Here is a 20,111-nt window from a genome sequence, read left to right on the forward strand (position 1 = left end):
CACGCCGCGTCGGATGCGATCGCGGAAGCGCCTGCCCTAGACTGCGATTCGGTCGAAAGGAGTCGTGGGTGCGGGCTGATGCAGCGCCCAGCACCCCGACGCTTCGCGGTTGGCAGCGACGGGCGCTGGTCAAATACTTGTCGGCGCAACCTCGCGATTTCCTGGCCGTCGCCACCCCCGGTTCCGGGAAGACCACGTTCGCGCTGCGCATCGTCGCCGAACTGCTGGCCCAGCGCACCGTCGAGGCGGTGACGATCGTGGTGCCGACCGAGCACCTGAAGATCCAGTGGGCGCAGGCCGCAGCGCGCCAGGGCATCGTGCTGGACCCGAAGTTCTCGAACTCGAACTCGCAGACGTCCTCGGAGTATCACGGCGTCGTCGTCACCTATGCCCAGGTTGCGAGCCATCCGTCGCGGCACCGGGTGCGCACCGAGAACCGCAAGACGCTCGTCGTGTTCGACGAGATCCACCACGGCGGTGACGCCAAGAGCTGGGGTGACGCGATCCGGGAGGCCTTCGACGACGCCACCCGGCGCCTCGCGCTGACCGGGACGCCGTTCCGCAGCGACGACAGCGCGATCCCGTTCGTCACCTATGAGACCGGCCCGGACGGTTTCCAGAGGTCCAAGGCCGACCACACCTACGGCTACTCGGACGCTCTCGCCGACGGTGTGGTCCGCCCGGTCATGTTCATGGCGTATTCGGGTGAGGCCCGCTGGCGCGACAGTGCCGGCGAGGAGCACGCGGCCCGGCTCGGCGAGCCGTTGACCGCCGAGCAGACCGCGCGGGCCTGGAAGACGGCGCTGAACCCGGCCGGGCAGTGGATGCCCGCGGTGATCGCCGCCGCCGACACCCGGCTGCGGGGCCTGCGTCAGCACGTTCCCGACGCCGGCGGCATGATCATCGCCTCCGACCAGACCGCCGCCCGCGCCTATGCCGACCTGCTGCTCAAGATCACCGGCGAGGCGCCGACCGTGGTGCTCTCCGACGACAAGGGCGCCTCGGACCGCATCTCGCAGTACGCCGCGGACACGTCACGCTGGCTGGTGGCGGTGCGCATGGTGTCCGAAGGTGTGGACGTGCCGCGCCTCGCCGTCGGCGTGTACGCGACGAGCGCGTCGACGCCGCTGTTCTTCGCCCAGGCGATCGGGCGCTTCGTGCGGTCGCGCCGGCCCGGCGAGACGGCCAGCATCTTCCTGCCCTCGGTGCCGAACCTGCTGATGCTCGCCAGCGAGATGGAAGCCCAGCGCAACCACGTGCTGGGCAAGCCGCACCGGGAGACCGAGGACGATCCGCTCGATGCCGAGCTGGCCGAGCAGAAGCGCGACGAGCCCGACGACAACGAGGGCAAGATCGAATACCTCGGTGCCGACGCCGAATTGGATCAGGTGATCTTCGACGGCGCCTCGTTCGGCACGGCCACCCCCGCAGGCAGCGACGAGGAAGCCGACTACCTCGGCATCCCCGGTCTGCTCGACGCGAAAGCGATGCGCGACCTGCTGCGCCGACGCCAAGACGAACAACTGCAGAAGCGCACCGAGTCGGGTGCCGTGGTGCCGGCGACGACGCACGGACAGCTGCGTGAGCTGCGTCGTGAACTCAACACGCTGGTTTCGCTGGCGCACCACCGCACGGGCCGGCCGCACGGCTGGATCCACAACGAGCTGCGCCGCCGGTGCGGGGGTCCGCCGGTCGCTGCCGCCACCCGCGATCAGCTCAAGGAACGCATCGAGGCGATCCGTGTGCTGCAGCGGGAGTTAACGGCCTGACGCCAGCGCCGACAGGTTGGCCAGCGAGCCGTCCAGATAGCTCGTCGGGAACGGCGGGAACGTGATGTGCTCGCGCAGGTCGGCGGGAACGGCCGACCAGTCGTAGGTCAGACGCACCCGGGTCTGGCCGGGCCCGGTGGCTGCGAGATCGTAACGCCATGTCCAGCCCCCGAATTCGAGCTCGCCACTCTCGCCCGCTTGTCCGGGCTCCCAGGCGATCGTCCGATCGGGGTCGAAGGCGATGACCTTGTTGGCCATCTCGTAGTACCCGTCCGGGTGGTTGTCGTGGAACATCCGGATGCGGAAGATCTGGCCGTTCTCGGTCACGACACCGGGGTCGAGTGAGTCACGCAGCCACCCCGTGCCGTCGATGGCGGGGTGGTTGGCGGGGTCGGCGAGCACCGCGAAAACCGCGGCGGGCTCGGCATCGACGACGGTCTCGACTATCAGCGTTTCGGTCATGCAGTTCCGACTCCGCGCCGGCGCGGAACTCATCGCTACAGGTCGAGCAGCGTCGACAGATCAGCCACCGAATCGATCACGTGGTTGGGCTGCATCGCGAATTCGTCTGCAGCCCAACGGTCCAACGTGTCCTGGCGGAACTTGCCGGTGCGCACGAGGACACCCGTCATCCCGACGACCTGTGCGGCCAACACGTCGTTGTTGAGGTCGTCGCCGATCATGTACATCTCGTCGGGGTCGACGCCGAGCCGGCCCGCCGCGGACAGGAAGCCCTCGGGCGCCGGCTTTCCCACCGCGGTCGCCTTGCGGCCGGAGGTCTCCTCCATGCCGATCAGGTACATGCCGGTGTCGACGCGCAGCCCGTCGGTGGTGGTCCATGCGGTGCTGCGGTGCATCGCGACCACCGGAACGCCCTGGGCCATCCAGTCGTAGACCCACGACAGCGTCTCGTGGGTGTACTCGGGCCCAGCTCCTCCGAGGAGCACCACATCCGGCGCCTCCGGCGCCTCCGGGCCGGTGAAGTCGGTCGAGTAGACGAGGTCGATGCCCGGCATGTCCTCGCCGATCTGCCCGCTGTTGACCAGGAAGCAGCGGGCATCCGGATACCGGTCGCGGACGTAGTCGGCGGTCAGCGCGGCCGCGGTGATCACCTCGTCGGCGCGCACGTCCATCCCGGCGTCGGTCAGCAGAGCGGCGATCTGGGCTCGCGTCCTGGTGGTGGTGTTGGTCAGATACGCGCAGGCCACCTGGCGTTCGTTGAGCGTGCGCAACGTCTCGGCCGCACCATCGATCGGCTGCCAGGAGGTGACCAGCACGCCGTCGATGTCGAACAGCACTCCACCGATCGCCATGGTGCGACAGTAAACGGCGCGGGTCTCAGCGCAACTCGGCCCCGGCCCATGCGACGGCGGCCAGCCACGGCGACGTCGCGGCCGCGATCGACCATGCCGCCGCGACGGGAACGTCGACTATCTCGTAGCGCTTCTCGCCGGCCGCCGTCGCCGCGATCACGGTCGCCACCCCGGCGCGGCGCTGCGGCAGCGTCTGCCGCACGGTCCACGCGACGACACCCGCGGCGGCCACGCAGTCACGGTGGCGCAGCACGCTGCCGGCCTGCGACACCAGCCAGCCGTCACCCACCCGATGCCCGAGCGCGCTGGATCGGTCCGCGGCCAGCCATGCGCAGGCCGCGGTCGCCGCGGCCAGCACGGGCCAGGTCCACAGCGGGACACCCCAGCCGGCCGCGGTCACGGTCAGCGCCAACGCCAGCGCAGCCGGTGCGGCGAGCGCACGCGTCCACCGCCGCCGGGTCGCCGCCGGCCCGTGTCGGGTGAGCGGGCCGCGCACCGCTTCGGGCGCGTCGATGAGCTGCGTCAGCACCGACTCGGCGGTGGCCCGCGGACACGGTGGCAACAGCTGCGACGCCTCGCCCGCCCCGCCGACACCCGTCATCACGGCGTCCAGCCGCGCGCCGCCTAACCACCGCACCAGCAGCGGCTGGCGCAGCGTGCCGCCGCGCAGCCTGCGCATGTCGAAGGTGTGCTCGCGGACGCGCAGGAGACCGTGCGACAGGTGCAGCACGTCGGCGTCGCGTCTCAGCTCGAGATTGCCGAAGGTGAGCAGCGACCGCGTCACCGCGACGACCACCGAAGCGACGAGAAGGAGCAACGCCACGGCCGCCACCGTGCCCACCGTTCCCAACGTCTGCGCCGCCCCCTCGCCGGCCCTCGCGACAGCGCTGTCCGACAGGGCGGCAAGGGCGCCCGTCTGGGCGAGCAGACCGAGGCCCGCAGCGATCATCACGACCCCGGTCGCCGTGAGCGGGCTGTAGCGCAGCCATGACGGCTGCCAGCGCGCCAGCACCTGGCCGGATCCGCCGTCCCCCTGGCGCTCGGACGGCACCGACGAGCCGGCCAGCAGCATCGCGCGCAGTCGCGGCACGTCGTCGGCCGGGAGCGCGTCGAGCGCGAACGTCGTGTCTCCGCCGGCCTGCCTGCCGGTGCTGACCTGCACCACGGTGAGTCCGAGGAGCCGGTGCAGCGGGCGCGCATCCGTGGACACCGACCGTATGCGGTTGCGGGGCAGCGAGAGCACCGTGCGCCGCAGCACTCCGCTGCGGAGCCGGATGTCATCGGCACCGATGCGATAGGTCGTGGTGAACCACCGGGCCGCGCCGTAGCCGACGACCAGCAGCACGCCGCCGAGCGTCCATCCGGGGTTGCCGGTCGTCGAACCCAGAACCAGGGACGCGATCAGCACCGGCAGTTGGCGCAGTACCTCGTGGATCGGGTGCACGAGCAGCATCCGCGGGCTCAGCCGCAGCCAGCCGTCCTCGGTCACGTCGCGTCCTCGGCACCCAGCGCCGCGATGTCGGTCACCCGTGCCACCACCCGGTCCGCCACGTCGGCGTCGAGCGCCACGATGCGCACCGCGCCGGCGGACGACGCCGTCGTCACGGTCACGTTCGACAATCCGAAGAGCCGGTCCAGCGGACCCCGGTGCGTGTCGACGGTCTGGACCCGCGAGATGGGAGCGATGCGACGCTCCTGCACCCACCAGCCCGACCGCACGTAGACGGCGGTGGCATCCATGTCCCACCGGTGCACCCGGTAGCGCCACAGCGGGGCGACGACCACCGACGTAACGATCCCCACGACGGTGCCCGCAGCGACCAGCAGATGCAGCCAGCCCACCCGAGGGTCGACGACGATCCACACCACCTGCGCCGCGACCGCCACCATCCACGGGATCGCCGCGGACAGCGCCCACACCCGTGGTGCCTTCCGACTCGGCGGATGGGCGGGGTCGAGGAGATCCATGGTCGCGACCATCGTCTCAGTATCGTGATCGCATGAGCGTGAAATGGACCGCTGCTGACGTCCCCGACCAGTCCGACCGCGTCGCCGTGATCACCGGCGCGAACTCCGGCATCGGTTACGAGGCCGCCCTCGTTCTCGCCGGCCGCGGCGCGCGGGTGGTGCTCGCCGTGCGTGACCTGACGAAAGGCAACCAAGCCGCCGACCGGATCCGCCAGGCGCACGCCGGGGCACAGGTCGAGGTCCAGGAGCTTGACCTCACATCGCTGGCGAATGTGCGGTCCGCGGCGGAGGCGCTGCGGACGGCCTACCCGACGATCGATCTGCTCATCGACAACGCGGGGGTGATGTATCCGCCCAAGCAGGTCACCGCCGACGGCTTCGAATTGCAGTTCGGCACGAACCACCTCGGACACTTCGCGCTCACCGGGCTGCTGCTCGACCACCTGCTCTCCGTCGAGGGTTCCCGGGTCGTCGTGGTCGCGAGCATCGCGCACAACATCCAGGCCGACATCCACTTCGACGATCTGCAGTGGGAGCGCGGCTACAACCGGGTCGCCGCCTACGGCCAGTCCAAGCTGGCAAATCTGATGTTCACCTACGAGCTGCAGCGCCGGCTCGCCGCCGCAAGCGCCAAGACGATCGCCGTCGCCGCACACCCGGGCATCTCGAACACCGAGCTGATGCGCCACGTCCCGGGTTCCAACCTGCCCGGCTTCTCCGCGCTGGCCGGCCTGGTGACCAACAGCCGCGCCGTCGGTGCGCTGGCCACGCTGCGCGCGGCAACCGATCCGCAGGTGCGTGGCGGCCAGTACTACGGCCCCTCCGGTTTCCGGGAGCTCGTCGGGCACCCCGTGCTCGTGCAGTCGAACCGCAAGTCCCACGATGTCGCAGTGCAGCAGCGGTTGTGGGCGGTGTCCGAGGAGCTGACCGGCGTGAGCTATCCCGTCTGATGGGCAGCGTCTCCCTGCGCAGCGTCGATGAGCACCGCCGGCTGGTCGGCTCGCTGATCACGGCGCGCGCCCCTGTGGCGCTCCCGCTGGCCGACGCGCTCGGCCTCGTCCTCGCCGAGGATGTCGTCGCGCCGCTGTCGTTGCCCGGGTTCGACAACTCGGCGATGGACGGGTACGCGGTGCTCGCCGCCGACGTCGCGACGGCCACGGACGACGCGCCGGTGCGGCTGCCGGTCGCCGAGGACATCCCCGCCGGACGCACCGACATCCCGACGCTGCAGCCCGGCACCGCCCACCGCATCATGACCGGCGCGCCGCTGCCCCACGGTGCGACGGGCGTGGTCCCGGTCGAGGCCACCGACGGCGCCATCGACACGGTGACGATCCGCGCCGCGGCGCGCGACGGCCAGCACATCCGGCACGCGGGCGAAGACGTCACCGCCGGGACCACGGTGCTGAAGGCCGGCCACGTGCTGACGCCGGCTGCGCTCGGCCTGGCGGCCGCACTGGGCCTGCAGACGCTGACCGTGACGCCGCGCCAACGGGTGCTGGTCGTCTCGACGGGTACCGAGCTGGTGCCCGCGGGCGCCGAACTCGCCCCGGGGCAGATCTACGAATCCAACGGTGTGATGCTGGCCGCCGCGGTCCGCGACGCCGGCGCCGACGTGGTCGCCTCCCCCACCACCGGCGACGACGTCGACGCCTTCCGCGCCATGCTGCGCACCCACGCCGGTCAGGCGGACCTGATCCTGACCACGGGCGGGGTCAGCGCCGGCGCCTACGAGGTGGTGAAGGACGCGCTGGGCGGCCCGTCCGGTGCTGTGGAGTTCGTCAAAGTCGCGATGCAGCCCGGAATGCCGCAGGGCGCCGGATCGATCGACGGCACTCCCGCGGTCACGCTGCCGGGTAACCCGGTCAGCGCGCTGGTGTCGTTCGAGGTGTTCGTCCGGCCCGCCCTGCGCCAAGCGATGGGGTTACCCCAGCCCGAGCGGCCCCGGCGCACCGCGATGCTCACCGAAGACCTGGCCTCCCCGCGCGGCAAGCGGCAGTTCCGGCGCGGGGTGCTCGACCCCGTCACCGACACCGTCACCAGTTACGGGCCGCCGGCGTCGCATCATCTGCGCTGGCTGGCGTCGGCGAACTGCCTGCTGGAGATCGACGAGGACACCTCGGAGGTGGCCTCGGGTAGCCGCGTGCAGGTGTGGGACCTCCGCTAGAGGGGGCCACCGTACTATTGGCCCCACGATGGCCAGACGCCCCGACCTCAAGACAGGCCCCGCGCGGCTGGCGGCGCTGATCCGCACGTCCGTTCCCCCCATGCACCCCGCAGGCCTGCCGTTCGTCGGCGCCAGCCTGGCGGTGGCGCTGGCCGGACGCCGGAACCGCTTCGTCCGTCGCGCCGGCCTCACCTCCGCCGCCGCCAACGCCGCCTTCTTCCGGCATCCGCCGCGCACGCCACCGACACGGCCCGGTGTCGTCGTCGCCCCCGCCGACGGGCTGATCTGCCTGGTCGAGGAGGAGGTGCCGCCGGCCGAGCTCGGATTGCCCGCCGAGCCGCTGCCGCGGATCAGCATCTTCTTGTCGCTGCTGGACGCGCACGTGCAGCGGGCACCCGTCGGGGGCGAGGTGGTGACCGTGGCGCACCGCCCCGGCCTGTTCGTGTCGGCCGAACTAGCCGCCGCGAGCGCCGACAACGAGCGCAACAGCGTGGTGATCCGCACCCCGGAAGGCGCGCAGGTGATCGCCGTACAGATCGCCGGGTTGTTGGCCCGCCGCATCGTGTGTGATGTGCGGGCCGGCGATTCGATCGGCATCGGCGACACCTACGGGCTGATCCGGTACGGCTCTCGCCTGGACACCTATCTGCCGGCCGGGTCCCGGGTGCTGGTCTCGGTGGGCCAGCGCACCCTGGCCGGCGAGACCGTGCTGGCAGAACTGCGATGAAACCCCGCAAGCCGCGGTTGAAGGCGCCGGTGGTCAGCGCCCGCATCCTGCCGAGCGCGATGACGGTCGCGGCCATCTGCCTGGGCTTGAGTTCGGTCAAGTTCGCACTCGACGACCGGCCCACCGAGGCGATGGCGTTCCTGGCCATCGCCGCGATCCTGGACGCCCTCGACGGCCGCACCGCACGTGCGCTGAACGCCACGTCACGCATGGGCGAGGAGATCGACTCGCTGGCCGACGCGGTGAATTTCGGGGTGGCGCCGGCGTTCATCGTCTACGGCACGCTGCTGTCGCACTCCCGGGTGGGCTGGATCGTGGTGCTGCTGTACGCGGTGTGCATCGTGCTGAGACTGGCCCGCTACAACGCGATGCTGGACCTGGATCAGCCCGACTACGAGAAGAAGTACTTCGTCGGCATGCCGGCCCCGGCGGGCGCGATCGGCGCCATCGGCCCGCTGGCGGCCAAGATGCAGTTCGGTGACGGCTGGTGGACGTCCGAACCGGCCGTGGTGATCTGGATGATCGCGGTCTCGCTGCTGGTGGTGAGCACGCTGCCGATGCGGAAGGTGCACACGTTCTCGGTGCCGCCCAACATGGTCGCCCCGCTGCTGGCGCTGCTCGCCATCGGTGTCGCCGCGTCGATCCTGTACGGCTACCTAGTGATCCTGCTGATCATCATCGGCTACATCCTGCACATCCCGTTCGCGATCCGGACCCGGCGCTTCCTGGCCGCTCACCCCGAGGTGTGGGAGGACAAGCCGAGGCAACAGCGGGCCGCGCGACGGGCGATCCGGCGGGCGCAGCCGCACCGCCGATCGATGATGCGACTGGGCCTGCGCCGACCGCCCCGGAGCTGACATGGCCCAGCTGACGCTCACCGCGCGGTTGAACACCTCGGCGCTGGACTCCCGCCGCGGCGTGGTCCGGCTGCATCCCGAAGCAATTGCTGCATTGGGCATCCGCGAGTGGGATGCGGTGTCGCTGACCGGGTCACGCACCACGGCCGCGGTGGTCGGCAAAGCGCCCGACGGGGTACCCGCCGGAACCGCCCTGCTCGACGACGTCACGCTCAGCAACGCCGGCCTGCGCGAGGACACGGCGGTGCTCGTCGCCGCTGCGACCGTGTACGGCGCCCGGTCGGTGACGCTGACGGGGTCCAACCTGGCGAGCCGGTCGATCACCCCGGCCACCTTGCGACAGGCACTGCTGGGCAAGGTAATGACGGTGGGCGACACCGTGTCGCTGCTGCCGCGCGACCTGGGTCCGGGCACGTCGACGTCCGCGGCGACGGCTGCGCTCGCGGCGTCGGTCGGCATCGTGTGGACCTCCGAGCTGCTGACCGTCACCGAGGTCGACCCCGCCGGACCCGTGAGCGTGCAACCGAATTCGCTGGTGTGCTGGGGGGACACGGACGGCGCGGCGGACACCGGGCCGTCCGCTCCCGCGTCGGAGACGCACGTGATCACCGAGCAAGCGGCGCCGACATCCAGCATTGATGACCTCAAAGGTGCTCACACGCAGGCGGGCCGGCTGGCCGAATGGCTCAAGCTGGCCCTGGACCAGCCCGAGTTGCTCCACACACTCGGCGCCACGGCGAATCTCGGCGTCCTGGTGTCGGGGCCCGCGGGGGTCGGCAAGACCAGGTTGGTCCGGACGGTGTGCAGTGGCCGGCGCCTGGTGGAGCTCGACGGCCCCGAAGTGGGGTCGCTGCGGGCCGACGATCGACTCAAGAACGTGGCCGCCGCGGTGGCGTCGGTACGCGACGGCGGCGGCGTGCTGCTGATCACCGACATCGACACCTTGCTGCCGGTTCCCCCGGACCCGGTGGCGGCGTTGATCCTGGCCGAATTGCGTTCGGCGGTGGCGACATCCGGGGTGGCGTTCATCGCGACGACGGTGACGCCCGATGCGGTCGATCCGAGGCTGCGGGCACCGGATCTGTGTGACCGAGAGCTGGGGTTGAGCCTGCCCGACGGCGGGGTGCGCGAGCAGTTGCTCGAGGTGCTCCTGCGCGATGTTCCGGCCGCCGACCTCGATCTTCACGAGATCGCCCAGCGCACACCAGGATTCGTCGTGGCCGACCTGGCCGCACTGATCCGTGAGGCCGCGCTGCGGGCCGCGGCGCGGGCCAGCGAGGACGACACCGCACCGCAGCTGCGCCAGGACGATCTCCTCGGGGCGCTCAGCGTGATCCGGCCGCTGTCGCGCTCGGCGGCCGAAGAGATCTCGGTCGGCTCGGTCACGCTCGACGACGTGGGCGACATGGTGGCCACCAAGCAGGCGCTCACCGAGGCGGTGTTGTGGCCGCTGCAGCATCCCGACACGTTCGCCCGTCTCGGCGTGGAGCCACCGCGCGGCGTGCTGCTCTACGGTCCGCCCGGCTGCGGGAAGACCTATGTGGTGCGCGCGCTGGCCAGCTCCGGGCGGTTGAGTGTGCACGCGGTCAAGGGCGCTGAGCTGATGGACAAATGGGTGGGCTCCTCGGAGAAGGCGGTCCGCGAATTGTTCCGGCGGGCAAGGGATTCCGCACCGTCGCTGGTGTTCCTCGACGAGATCGACGCGATGGCCCCGCGGCGCGGGCAAAGTTTCGACTCCGGGGTCACCGACCGCGTGGTGGCCGCACTGCTCACCGAGCTCGACGGGATCGAGCCGCTGCGCGACGTCGTGGTGCTGGGTGCGACGAACCGTCCGGACTTGATCGACCCCGCGCTGCTGCGGCCGGGCCGATTGGAGAAGCTGGTGTTCGTCGAGCCGCCCGACGCCGAGGCGCGCGCGCAGATCCTGCGGACGGCGGGCAAATCGGTGCCGCTGGCCCGCGAGGGCGCCGACGCGGTCGACCTCGATGCGCTGGCCGCCGAGCTGGACGGGTACAGCGCAGCGGACTGCGTGGCGCTGCTGCGGGAGGCCGCGCTGACCGCGATGCGCCGCTCGATCGACGCCGCCGACGTCACAGCCGCCGACGTGGCCGCGGCCCGCGAGGCGGTGCGCCCGTCGCTGGACGCGGTGCAGGTGGCGTCGCTGCGAGCCTTCGCCGACGCGCGCTGAGCTGCCAGTGAGCTACCCCGGCTCGCCGTATTCGTCGAACCAGTAGGCGAGCTTGCCGCGGCGACTGACCGCACGCAGCCGTCGCTCGGCCTCGTCGCGGGTGGTCGTCGTCGTCACGATCATCACCTCGTCGCCGATCTGCAGTCTGGTCAACGGCTCCGGCACGAACGCACGGCCGTCGCGGATGATCAACGTGATCACGCTCGGATCGGGCAGCCGCAGCTCGAGAACCGTCACGTTGTGCAACCGCGATCCCGGCGCGACCGTCATCGTCATCAACTCGGCCCCCAGGACGTCCAGCGGCGCGGCGTCGACCTGGATCTCACGCGTGGTGTCGCGCGGGACCAGATCGAGCCATTCCGCGACCCGGCGCAGGCTCGGCCCCTGAACCAGCGTGAACACCACCACGAGGATGAACACGATGTTGAGCAACCGGTCGCTGCCGGGCACGCCCTCGACGATCGGATAGGTCGCGAGCACGATCGGCACGGCACCGCGCAGCCCCGCGTAGGACAGGAACGTCTGCTCCCGCCACGGCACGCGAAAACCGATCAGCGACAGGACGACCGACGCCGGGCGTGCCAGCAGGAGCAGCACCAGCCCGATGACGATCGCGGGCACCAGCTCGTCGATCAGTTCATCGGGTGAGACGAGCAGACCGAGGATCACGAACAGCCCGATCTGCGCCAACCACCCGGATCCTTCGGCGAAGGAGCGGGTGGCCGAGCGGTGCGGCAGACCGGAGTTGGCGAGCACCACGCTGGCCAGGTAGGCGGCCAGGAACCCGCTGGCGTGCGCCGAGCCTGCGGCGGCGAATGCCAGCATGCCGAGGCCGAACGTCGCCAGCGGGTAGAGGCCGGCGGCGGGAAGGGCGGTGCGGCGCAACGCCATCGCGCCGAAGAACCCGCACCCCAACCCGATCGCGGCGCCGATCCCCAATTCGTAGACCATGGTCCCGGCCACCGACACCGGTTCGAGGACCAACGGTGTCGCGCTGAACAGCAGCACCAGGATCACCGCGGGCGCATCGTTGAACCCGGACTCGGCCTCGAGCAGGCCGCCGAGGCGGCGCGGCAGCGGCACCACCCGCAGCACCGAGAACACGGCCGCGGCGTCGGTGCTCGACACGATCGCCCCCAGCAGCAGCGCCAGCTGCCAGTCCATCCCGAGCAGCAGGTGCGCGGCCGCCGCGGTGAGCAGCGTGCTGGCGAGCACGCCGACCGTCGCGAGCACGGCGGCCGGCGCCAGCACCTTGCGGATGTCGGCGAACCTCGTGGTCAGACCACCCTCGACGAGGATCACGCCGAGCGCGGCGGTGCCCAGATCCTGGGCCAGCTGCGCGTTGTCGAAGTCGAGGCCCAGCCCGTCCTCGCCGACCAGCACGCCGACCCCGAGGAACAGCAGCAGGCTCGGGAGGCCGACTCCGGTGGCCAGCCTGGTGGCGGCGATGCTCGCCAGCAGCACCAGGCCCCCGATGAACAGCGCCACGTACAGCTCGTGCAGTGTCACTGTTTCCTCGCTGCAGGCACTTGTGTCGCAGTCAGTAAATCAGCACAGTCGTGTTCATGCGGATCGCCATCGCCGGAGCAGGTGCAGTGGGCCGCTCGGTCGCCCAGGAACTGGTGGGCTACGGCCACAAGGTGCTGCTGATCGAGAGGAACGTCCGGCGGTACGAGCCGGCGACGGTGCCAGGTGCCGAGTGGTTCCTCGCCGACGCCTGCGAGGTGACCTCCCTCGAGGAGGCCGAGATGCACATCTGCGACGTCGCGATCGCCGCGACCGGCGACGACAAAGCCAACCTCGCGATGGCCCTGCTCGCCAAGAGCGAGTTCGGCATCGGCCGCGTGGTGGCGCGCATCAACGATGCCCGCAACGAGTGGTTGTTCACCGACGGCTGGGGCATCGACGTCGCGGTGTCGACGCCGGTGGCGATGGTCGCCGCCGTCGAGGGCGCCATCGACGTCGGCCACGTCGTCCGGTTGATGGCGCTGGGCCGCGGCCCGCGGGAGCTGCGCGGCGAGGGCAGCGCGAACATCGCCTCGTTCACGTTGCCCGCGGACAGCCCGCTCGTGGGACGGCGGGTCGGCGATCTGACGATGCCGCGGGACAGCGCGCTGGTGACGGTGCTGCGCGGGAACCGGCTGATCGTCCCCGAAGCCGGGGACGTGCTGCGCGATGGTGACGAGATCCTGTTCGTGTGCGGGCCCGACGGGGAGGACAGGATCGAGGTGATGGTCACGGGCCCGTAGACTGGGGCCCCGCCGATCTTGACGAAACGGAGCCATGCTCGCCATCCTCTGTGCGCACGCAGTGGCCACCCTGGTAGCGCCCGTTCTCGTCCACCGCTTCGGTCGGCGCGCGTTCTATCCGCTGGCGTTGGTGCCCCTCGGTTCGCTCGTCTGGGTGGCCGGCAACTGGCCCGGCCGCGGACCGGGGCAGGGGCTGACCGTTCCGTGGGTCCCCGGCCTCTCGATGGACATCACGCTGCGCTTCGACGCGCTCGCGGCGATCATGAGCGTGCTCGTGCTGGGCATCGGCGCGCTGGTGCTGTTCTACTGCGCCGACTACTTCCACCATCACGACGGACACACCGAGAAGCGGCTGCCCAGCTTCGCCGCGGAACTGGTCGCGTTCTCCGGAGCGATGTTCGGCCTCGTCACCAGCGACAACATGCTGGTCCTTTACGTGTTCTGGGAGACCACGACCGTTCTGTCGTTCCTGCTGGTCGGCCATTACGCCGAGCGAGCGATGAGCCGGCGCGCGGCGACGCAGGCACTGCTGGTGACGACGTTGGGCGGGCTGGCGATGCTGGTCGGCATCGTGATCCTGGGCAACCGCGCCGGCACGTTCCTGATCTCCGAGTTGGTGGCGAACCCGCCGACCGGGGTGGCCGCCTCGGTGGCGATCGTGCTGGTCCTCGTCGGTGCGCTGTCGAAGTCGGCGATCGTGCCACTGCACTTCTGGCTGCCCGGCGCAATGGCGGCACCCACCCCGGTGAGCGCGTATCTGCACGCCGCCGCAATGGTCAAGGCCGGCGTCTACCTGATCGCGCGGCTCACGCCGGGCTTCTCCGACGCTCCCGAGTGGCGGCCGACGGTGGTGGGCTTGGGCCTGCTGACCATGCTGATGGCCGGCTGGCGGGCGCTGCGCGAATACGACCTGAAGCTGATCCTGGCGTTCGGCACGGTGAGCCAGCTCGGCTTCATCACGGTGATGGTGGGCGCAGGCGGCAGCGAGATGATGCTGGCCGGGCTCGCGATGCTCTGTGCGCACGCGTTGTTCAAGGCGACGCTGTTCATGGTCGTCGGGATCATCGATCACGCGACCGGAACCCGCGACATCCGCAGGCTGGCCTGGCTCGGCGACCGGAGTAAACCGCTGCTCGTCATCGGATGCGCCGCAACGGCCAGCATGGCGGCGCTACCCCCGTTCCTGGGGTTCGTCGCCAAGGAGGCCGACTTCGAGACCGTGCTACACAGCCCGACGTTGGGTGGCGCAGCGCCGTTCGTCCTCGCCGGGGTGGTGTGCGGGTCGGTGCTGACGACGGCCTACAGCCTGCGTTTCGTGTTCGGCGCGTTCGGGCGCAAAGGCATGCCGCAGCCGAGCACCCGCGTCCGCGAGATGCACAGACCGGAGACGTCGTTCCTGCTGCCACCCGCGATCTTGGCGACGGCCGGGCTGGTGTTCGGTATCTGGCCAACCGGCCTCGATCACATGCTGAGCGATTACGCCGACCGGGTGCCCGACCCCGTCGGCTACGACGGCGACTACCACCTCGCCCTGTGGCACGGCGTGAATCTCCCGCTGCTGCTGTCGGTGCTGGTGTTGGCGGCCGGTGTCGCGCTGTACGCGAGCCGTCGCTGGTTGCGGCGCGCCCGGCTGGGCTTCCTGCCGCTGGCCAATGCCGATCGCATCTACGACGCGGTCCTGCGCGGCGCCGACGTGATGTCGGTGCGGTTGACCGCTGTCACCCAGCGCGGATCGATCCCGGCCACACAGTCGGTCATCCTGACGACGCTGGTGCTCCTCCCGCTCACCGTGCTGGCCCTGGGCTCCCGTGACCAACCGCAGTTCCAGCTGTGGGATTCGGCGCCGCACGTCGTCGTCGGCGTCATCATGCTCGCCGCTGCGTTCGCGGCCTGTGTGATGCGCAACCGGCTGGCCGCGGTCCTGCTGGTCGGGGTCACCGGCTACGGCTGCGGTGTCATCTTCGCCTTCCACGGCGCGCCCGATCTGGCGCTGACGCAGTTCCTGGTCGAGACGCTGACGCTGGTGGTGTTCGTGTTGGTGCTGCGAGTGTTGCCCGCCGAGACCGGCGGCGCCGACATCCGTCGCTTCCGCGTTCCGCGCGCAGCGCTGGCCGTCGCCGTCGGCGCGACGGTCACCACGCTCGCCGCGTTCGCGATGGCGGCCCGGTCCGGGCGGCCGATCGCCGAGCTGCTGCCCGACGCCGCGTACCTGCGCGGCCACGGCGCCAACACGGTCAACGTCCTGCTCGTCGACATCCGCGCCTGGGACACCCTGGGTGAGGTCTCGGTGCTGCTGGTGGCGGCCACCGGGGTGGCGTCGATGGTGTTCCGCAACCGTCGGTTCGGGGCGGCTCCCCGGGTGGCCGATGCCGGTCAGCCGGACATCGGCAAGCTCGCGGTCTATTCGCAGAACAGCCCCGCTGCGGGGGAGGTGACGTGGCTGCGTGGCAGCGAGCTGCGCGACCCGCGCAACCGGTCGCTGGTCCTCGAGGTCGCGACCCGGCTGATCTTCCCGGTGATGATGGTGCTGTCCGCGTACTTCTTCTTCGCCGGCCACAACACCCCGGGCGGCGGTTTCGCCGGCGGGCTGATGGCCGGTCTCGCGCTGGTGCTGCGGTATCTGGCCGGTGGCCGCTACGAACTCGGCGAGGCCCTGCCGTTGGACGCGGGGAAGATCCTGGGGGTGGGCCTGGCGCTGTCGGCGGGCACCGCGACCGCCTCGCTGCTGCTGGGCGCTCCGGTGCTGTCGTCGGCGCTGATCCAGGTCGACGTGCCGGTGCTGGGCACGGTCAAGTTCGTCACCGCACTGTTCTTCGACATGGGGGTGTACCTGATCGTGGTCGGCCTGGTGCTCGACGTGTTGCGCAGCCTGGGCGCGCAGATCGACGACGAGATGAGCAGGGCACGATGACGACATATGTGGTCTCGCTGGTCATCATCGCGGGGTTGACCACCGCGGGGGTGTATCTCCTGCTGGAACGGCACCTGACCCGGATGTTGCTGGGGTTGTTGCTGATCAGCAATGCGATCAACCTGCTGTTGCTGGCGGCGGGTGGCTCCGCGGGCAATCCGCCGGTGCGCGGCCGCACCAGCGCGGACAACACCGCGACCGCGGATCCGTTGGCGCAAGGCCTGATCCTCACCGCGATCGTGATCACGATGGGGGTGGCGGCGTTCGTGCTGGCGCTGACCTACCGCTCCTACCGGCTGAACACCCGCGAAGAGGTCAGCAACGACCCCGAGGACATCCGCGTGTCGCAGCAGTCCGGCACCGAGGTGGGCGAGGAGCTCGAGGGCCGTCTGCAACCCGACCGCACCCGCGACACCGATCTGCCCGACGAACTCGACGCGCTGCCCGGTCACGAGGGGTCCCGATGATCGGTTCGCATCTCGGCGCGGTGTTCACCCCGTTGCCCGTCCTGATCCCGATGCTGGCCGCCGCCGCGACGCTGGTCGCGGGCCGCCGGCCCCGCCTGCAGCGCCTCATCGCGATCGTCGCGCTCTCGGCGGTGGTCGTCGTCTCGGCGCTGCTCGTCCACCTCGCCGACCGCGACGGCACGATCGCGCTGCAGGTCGGCGGCTGGGGGCCCACCGAACCGGGCATGGGTCCGCTGGGCATCACGCTCGTCGTCGACCGGCTCTCGGCGCTGATGCTGATGGTTTCGTCGATCGTGCTGCTCGCCGTCGTGTTCTACGCGATCGGGCAGGGCATCCGCGACGGTGACGGGCGCCAGCCGGTGTCAATCTTCCTGCCCACCTATCTGGTGTTGTCGGCGGGCGTGTTCATGGCGTTCTTGGCCGGTGACCTGTTCAACCTGTTCGTCGGTTTCGAGGTGCTGCTCAACGCCAGCTTCGTGCTGTTGACGATCGGCGCCAGCCGGGAGCGCGTCCGCGCGGGCATCTCGTACGTGATGGTCTCGATGGTGTCGTCGCTGGTGTTCCTGTTCGGCATCGCGCTGGTGTACGCGACCACCGGCACCTTGAACCTGGCGGAGCTGTCGGTGCGGCTCGGCGGGGTCTCGGAGGGCACCCGCACCGCGCTGTTCGCCGTGCTGCTCGTCGCGTTCGGCATCAAGGCGGCGGTGTTCCCGCTGTCGACGTGGTTGCCCGATTCCTACCCCACCGCGCCGGCCCCGGTCACCGCCGTGTTCGCCGGTCTGCTCACCAAAGTCGGTGTGTACGCGATCATCCGGGCGCACTCGCTGCTCTTCCCCGGCGGCTCCCTGGACAACGTGCTGCTGATCGCCGGCCTCGCGACGATGGTTATGGGCATCCTCGGCGCCATCGCCCAGAGCGACATCAAGCGACTGCTGTCGTTCACGCTCGTCAGCCACATCGGGTACATGGTGTTCGGTATCGCACTGTCCAACCAGCTCGGCATGTCCGGCGCGATCTACTACGTCGCCCACCACATCCTGGTGCAAACCACGCTGTTCCTGGTCGTCGGTCTGATCGAACGCCAGGCGGGTGCCTCGACGCTCGAGCGCCTCGGCGGGCTGGCCGCCGCGAGCCCGGTACTCGCGTTCGTGTTCGTCGTGCCGGCCCTCAATCTCGGTGGTATCCCGCCGTTCTCGGGGTTCATCGGCAAGGTGGCCCTGTTGGAGGCCGGCTCGGAATCGGGTTCGGTGCTGGCGTGGCTGCTGGTGGCGGGCAGCGTGATCACCAGCCTGCTCACCCTCTACGTCATCGCCCGGGTGTGGACGAAGGCGTTCTGGCGGTCCCGTAAGGACGCGCCGGAGGGGCACCTGTCCGGTGGCGCGCCCACGGTGCTGATGGATAGTCCCGAGGATTCCGACATCGAGTTCGTCGACCGCGACGACGTGGGCAAGATGCCCATCGGGATGCTCGTGCCGACGGGCGCGTTGATCGCCGTCGGACTCACCCTCACCGTCGCGGCCGGGCCGATCTTCGCCTACAGCGAGAGGGCGGCCGCCGAGGTGCTCGACCGCGGGCAGTACATCACCGCGGTGCTCGGGGAGGTGCCTCCGCAATGAGAACCTATGCGCTGCGGATCTGGATGGTGTGTTGGCTGATCCTGGTGTGGGTGCTGTTGTGGGGCACCGTGTCTGCGGCCAACATCCTGTCCGGCCTGCTGGTCGCCCTGGTCATCACTCTGCTGCTGCCGCTGCCGCCGGTACCCGTCGAAGGCAGGCTGCACCCGATATCGCTGCTACGCCTGATGCTGACGGTCGTCTACTACCTGCTCAGCTCGTCGGTGCAGGTCGCGGCACTGGCGTTGAAGCCGGGGCCACCGCCGCTGACCGCGGTGCTGCGTGCACATCTGGCGATCAAGTCGGACCTGGTGCTGGTGCTGGCGGTCAACATCATCAACCTGACCCCGGGGACCATGGTGCTCGAGATCGACCAGCCGCGCCGGATGATCTACGTGCACGTGCTCGACGTGGGGTCTGAGCGGACCGTCACGCGGTTCTACCGGCAGGTCGCGAATCTGGAGAAGCTGTTGGTCGCGTCGTTCGAGCGGGACAGCGACTGGCGGGCCGCCGGGCATAAGGAGAACGCGTCATGACGGTCGTGTGGATCGCCGCGGGAGCCATGCTGTCGGCCGCCGCGCTGGCGACCATGGTGCGGATGCTGCTGGGCCCGACCACCCTGGACCGGTTGGTGGCGCTGGACACCCTGGTTGCCGTGGCGCTGTGCGCGATCGGCACGTGGGCGGCGTTCACCTTGGACACCACGGTGACCTACAGCCTGACCGCGCTGGCGTTGATCACGTTCGTCGGCTCGGTCAGCGTCGCCCGGTTCCGCGTGCCCGACGTCGCCGACCCGACGGAGAAGGGGCCGGCCCGGTGAACGCGTGGGACATCGCCGCCGCGGTGCTGATTCTCAGCGGATCGGCGCTCGCGTTGACCGCTGCCATCGGTGTGGTCCGCTTCCCCGACACGCTGTCCCGCATGCACGCGGCCACCAAACCTCAGGTGCTCGGACTGTTGCTCGTGCTGATCGGCGCGGCGCTGCGGCTGCGTGGCCAGATCGACGTCGGCATGCTGATCCTGACCGGGTTGTTCACCGTGATCACCGCTCCGGTGATCGCCAACCGGGTGGGCCAGCTCGCCTACCGCGAGCAGAACATCCGCGACGATTTGATGACCACAGACGAGATGCATGATTTCGCCGACGACAGGGAACCCGGCGGCCATGATGCGCCCCAGCGGTGACCAGCAGGGTCGTACCGCCCTGAGTGTCGCTGCGGTCCGCGCCTCGGAGACCGAGGCCGACCATCCGTTGTTCACCGATCCGTACGCACACCTGCTGCTGGCCGGCGCCGGCCAGGTGGACCTGCCGGCGTCGGGTCCGGGTTACCCCGCGGCGCGCACGAAGTGGTTCGACGATTACGTCCTGGCCGCGGGTGCCGCCGGGGTTTCGCAGGTGGTGGTGCTCGATGCCGGCCTCGACACCCGGGCGTGGCGTCTGCCGTGGCTCAGCGATGCCGTGGTCTTCGACGTCGACGAGCCCGCGGTGCTGGCGCACAAGACACGGATCATGGACGCCTCCGACGCGCAGCTGGGCGCCAAGTACGTACCGGTCCCCGCTGCCGTGACCGATGACTGGCCGAAAGCGTTGCGGGAGGCCGGGTTCGATCACAACGAGCCGACAGCCTGGCTGGCGGAGAGTCTGCTCCCCGACCTGGACGACGACGGCCTGGACACGCTGTTGGAGCAGGTCGCGCTCTACAGCGCGCGGGGCAGCCGGATCGCGGTCGAGGCAACGGCGAAACCGGATGTGGCGCAATGGTTGCGTTGTCACCGCTGGGACGCGTCGTCGATCGACGCACGCGATGTCATGCACCGCTATCACCGCGACGCCGTCGATGCGCCGCCATACGTGCTCGTGTGCGGGACACTGCTGTAGGGC

The 20,111-nt window shown here is 70.2% G+C and carries 19 protein-coding genes; 14 read left to right on the top strand and 5 right to left on the bottom strand.

The window, feature by feature from the left end:
* The first annotated feature begins 68 nt into the window (after positions 1–68).
* Positions 69–1,769, top strand: a complete 1,701-nt coding sequence (locus MHN84_RS21735) for a DEAD/DEAH box helicase (protein ID WP_241206582.1) — start codon at positions 69–71, stop codon at positions 1,767–1,769.
* Here MHN84_RS21735 and MHN84_RS21740 read toward each other — a convergent pair.
* The 4 genes from MHN84_RS21740 to MHN84_RS21755 are packed head-to-tail and all read right to left on the bottom strand — an operon-like array spanning position 1,758 to position 5,050.
* Entirely contained in the window at positions 1,758–2,231 is a 474-nt protein-coding gene (locus tag MHN84_RS21740; RefSeq protein ID WP_241206583.1) for an SRPBCC family protein, read from the bottom strand. The genes MHN84_RS21735 and MHN84_RS21740 overlap by 12 nt on opposite strands.
* Positions 2,232–2,266: 35 nt before the next feature.
* Positions 2,267–3,082: an HAD-IIA family hydrolase gene (locus MHN84_RS21745; RefSeq protein ID WP_241206584.1), complete on the bottom strand. Its 816-nt coding sequence runs from the start codon at positions 3,080–3,082 to the stop codon at positions 2,267–2,269.
* A 25-nt stretch (positions 3,083–3,107) separates the two neighbouring features.
* Positions 3,108–4,535, bottom strand: coding sequence for a PH domain-containing protein (locus MHN84_RS21750; RefSeq protein ID WP_241206614.1), 1,428 nt, complete (start codon positions 4,533–4,535; stop codon positions 3,108–3,110).
* Between the two features lie 32 nt (positions 4,536–4,567).
* The gene (locus MHN84_RS21755; RefSeq protein ID WP_241206615.1) at positions 4,568–5,050 is read right to left on the bottom strand and encodes a PH domain-containing protein; all 483 of its coding nucleotides are present in this window, start codon (positions 5,048–5,050) and stop codon (positions 4,568–4,570) included.
* A gap of 32 nt (positions 5,051–5,082) precedes the next feature.
* Between MHN84_RS21755 and MHN84_RS21760 the strand changes: the two genes are divergently transcribed.
* From MHN84_RS21760 to MHN84_RS21780, 5 genes are read left to right on the top strand one after another with little or no spacing between them, the layout of a single operon-like run.
* Positions 5,083–6,000, top strand: coding sequence for an SDR family NAD(P)-dependent oxidoreductase (locus MHN84_RS21760; RefSeq protein ID WP_241206585.1), 918 nt, complete (start codon positions 5,083–5,085; stop codon positions 5,998–6,000).
* Positions 6,001–6,014: 14 nt separating this feature from the next.
* Complete coding sequence (glp, locus tag MHN84_RS21765; protein WP_241206616.1) at positions 6,015–7,217, top strand: gephyrin-like molybdotransferase Glp; 1,203 nt, start codon at positions 6,015–6,017, stop codon at positions 7,215–7,217.
* A 28-nt stretch (positions 7,218–7,245) separates the two neighbouring features.
* On the top strand, positions 7,246–7,944 hold the full coding sequence (locus MHN84_RS21770; protein ID WP_241206586.1) for a phosphatidylserine decarboxylase: 699 nt from the start codon (positions 7,246–7,248) through the stop codon (positions 7,942–7,944).
* Positions 7,941–8,801 (top strand): phosphatidylcholine/phosphatidylserine synthase, encoded by an 861-nt coding sequence (locus MHN84_RS21775; protein ID WP_241206587.1) that lies wholly within the window; start codon positions 7,941–7,943, stop codon positions 8,799–8,801. The genes MHN84_RS21770 and MHN84_RS21775 overlap by 4 nt, the downstream gene beginning before the upstream one ends.
* A 1-nt stretch (position 8,802) precedes the next feature.
* On the top strand, positions 8,803–10,989 hold the full coding sequence (locus MHN84_RS21780) for an AAA family ATPase (RefSeq protein WP_241206588.1): 2,187 nt from the start codon (positions 8,803–8,805) through the stop codon (positions 10,987–10,989).
* A 12-nt stretch (positions 10,990–11,001) separates the two neighbouring features.
* Here MHN84_RS21780 and MHN84_RS21785 read toward each other — a convergent pair whose 3' ends face one another.
* The gene (locus MHN84_RS21785) at positions 11,002–12,498 is read right to left on the bottom strand and encodes a potassium/proton antiporter (protein ID WP_241206589.1); all 1,497 of its coding nucleotides are present in this window, start codon (positions 12,496–12,498) and stop codon (positions 11,002–11,004) included.
* A 56-nt stretch (positions 12,499–12,554) separates the two neighbouring features.
* On the opposite strand from MHN84_RS21785, the gene MHN84_RS21790 reads away from it, so the two are divergent.
* The 8 genes from MHN84_RS21790 to MHN84_RS21825 are packed head-to-tail and all read left to right on the top strand — an operon-like array spanning position 12,555 to position 20,108.
* A complete protein-coding gene (locus tag MHN84_RS21790) occupies positions 12,555–13,238 on the top strand; it encodes a TrkA family potassium uptake protein (RefSeq protein WP_241206590.1) in 684 nt (227 codons plus the stop codon).
* Positions 13,239–13,272: 34 nt separating this feature from the next.
* A complete protein-coding gene (locus MHN84_RS21795; RefSeq protein WP_241206591.1) occupies positions 13,273–16,149 on the top strand; it encodes a Na+/H+ antiporter subunit A in 2,877 nt (958 codons plus the stop codon).
* Positions 16,146–16,616, top strand: a complete 471-nt coding sequence (locus MHN84_RS21800; RefSeq protein WP_241206592.1) for a Na(+)/H(+) antiporter subunit C — start codon at positions 16,146–16,148, stop codon at positions 16,614–16,616. Before MHN84_RS21795 ends, MHN84_RS21800 begins: the two co-directional genes overlap by 4 nt.
* Entirely contained in the window at positions 16,613–18,232 is a 1,620-nt protein-coding gene (locus tag MHN84_RS21805; protein WP_241206593.1) for a Na+/H+ antiporter subunit D, read from the top strand. Before MHN84_RS21800 ends, MHN84_RS21805 begins: the two co-directional genes overlap by 4 nt.
* On the top strand, positions 18,229–18,765 hold the full coding sequence (locus tag MHN84_RS21810; protein WP_241206594.1) for a Na+/H+ antiporter subunit E: 537 nt from the start codon (positions 18,229–18,231) through the stop codon (positions 18,763–18,765). Before MHN84_RS21805 ends, MHN84_RS21810 begins: the two co-directional genes overlap by 4 nt.
* Positions 18,762–19,049 carry a monovalent cation/H+ antiporter complex subunit F gene (locus MHN84_RS21815; RefSeq protein ID WP_241206595.1) on the top strand — a complete coding sequence of 96 codons (288 nt, stop codon included), beginning with the start codon at positions 18,762–18,764 and terminating at the stop codon, positions 19,047–19,049. Before MHN84_RS21810 ends, MHN84_RS21815 begins: the two co-directional genes overlap by 4 nt.
* A complete protein-coding gene (gene mnhG, locus MHN84_RS21820; protein ID WP_241206596.1) occupies positions 19,046–19,414 on the top strand; it encodes a monovalent cation/H(+) antiporter subunit G in 369 nt (122 codons plus the stop codon). The genes MHN84_RS21815 and mnhG overlap by 4 nt, the downstream gene beginning before the upstream one ends.
* On the top strand, positions 19,395–20,108 hold the full coding sequence (locus tag MHN84_RS21825) for an SAM-dependent methyltransferase (RefSeq protein WP_241206597.1): 714 nt from the start codon (positions 19,395–19,397) through the stop codon (positions 20,106–20,108). Before mnhG ends, MHN84_RS21825 begins: the two co-directional genes overlap by 20 nt.
* Positions 20,109–20,111 lie beyond the last annotated feature (3 nt).

It is taken from the genome of Mycobacterium sp. PSTR-4-N, assembly GCF_022348085.1.
Classification (GTDB): domain Bacteria; phylum Actinomycetota; class Actinomycetes; order Mycobacteriales; family Mycobacteriaceae; genus Mycobacterium.

Excerpts from the sequence above, each read along its gene's own strand:
- MHN84_RS21815 (WP_241206595.1), top strand. The coding sequence starts at position 18,762 with ATGACGGTCGTGTGGATCGCCGCGGGAGCCATGCTGTCGGCCGCCGCG.
- MHN84_RS21755 (WP_241206615.1), bottom strand. The coding sequence starts at position 5,050 with ATGGATCTCCTCGACCCCGCCCATCCGCCGAGTCGGAAGGCACCACGG.
- MHN84_RS21745 (WP_241206584.1), bottom strand. The coding sequence starts at position 3,082 with ATGGCGATCGGTGGAGTGCTGTTCGACATCGACGGCGTGCTGGTCACC.
- MHN84_RS21780 (WP_241206588.1), top strand. The coding sequence starts at position 8,803 with ATGGCCCAGCTGACGCTCACCGCGCGGTTGAACACCTCGGCGCTGGAC.
- MHN84_RS21790 (WP_241206590.1), top strand. The coding sequence starts at position 12,555 with ATGCGGATCGCCATCGCCGGAGCAGGTGCAGTGGGCCGCTCGGTCGCC.
- MHN84_RS21775 (WP_241206587.1), top strand. The coding sequence starts at position 7,941 with ATGAAACCCCGCAAGCCGCGGTTGAAGGCGCCGGTGGTCAGCGCCCGC.
- MHN84_RS21810 (WP_241206594.1), top strand. The coding sequence starts at position 18,229 with ATGAGAACCTATGCGCTGCGGATCTGGATGGTGTGTTGGCTGATCCTG.
- MHN84_RS21750 (WP_241206614.1), bottom strand. The coding sequence starts at position 4,535 with ATGCTGCTCGTGCACCCGATCCACGAGGTACTGCGCCAACTGCCGGTG.
- MHN84_RS21770 (WP_241206586.1), top strand. The coding sequence starts at position 7,246 with ATGGCCAGACGCCCCGACCTCAAGACAGGCCCCGCGCGGCTGGCGGCG.
- MHN84_RS21800 (WP_241206592.1), top strand. The coding sequence starts at position 16,146 with ATGACGACATATGTGGTCTCGCTGGTCATCATCGCGGGGTTGACCACC.
- MHN84_RS21760 (WP_241206585.1), top strand. The coding sequence starts at position 5,083 with ATGAGCGTGAAATGGACCGCTGCTGACGTCCCCGACCAGTCCGACCGC.
- MHN84_RS21825 (WP_241206597.1), top strand. The coding sequence starts at position 19,395 with ATGATGCGCCCCAGCGGTGACCAGCAGGGTCGTACCGCCCTGAGTGTC.
- MHN84_RS21795 (WP_241206591.1), top strand. The coding sequence starts at position 13,273 with ATGCTCGCCATCCTCTGTGCGCACGCAGTGGCCACCCTGGTAGCGCCC.
- MHN84_RS21805 (WP_241206593.1), top strand. The coding sequence starts at position 16,613 with ATGATCGGTTCGCATCTCGGCGCGGTGTTCACCCCGTTGCCCGTCCTG.
- MHN84_RS21740 (WP_241206583.1), bottom strand. The coding sequence starts at position 2,231 with ATGACCGAAACGCTGATAGTCGAGACCGTCGTCGATGCCGAGCCCGCC.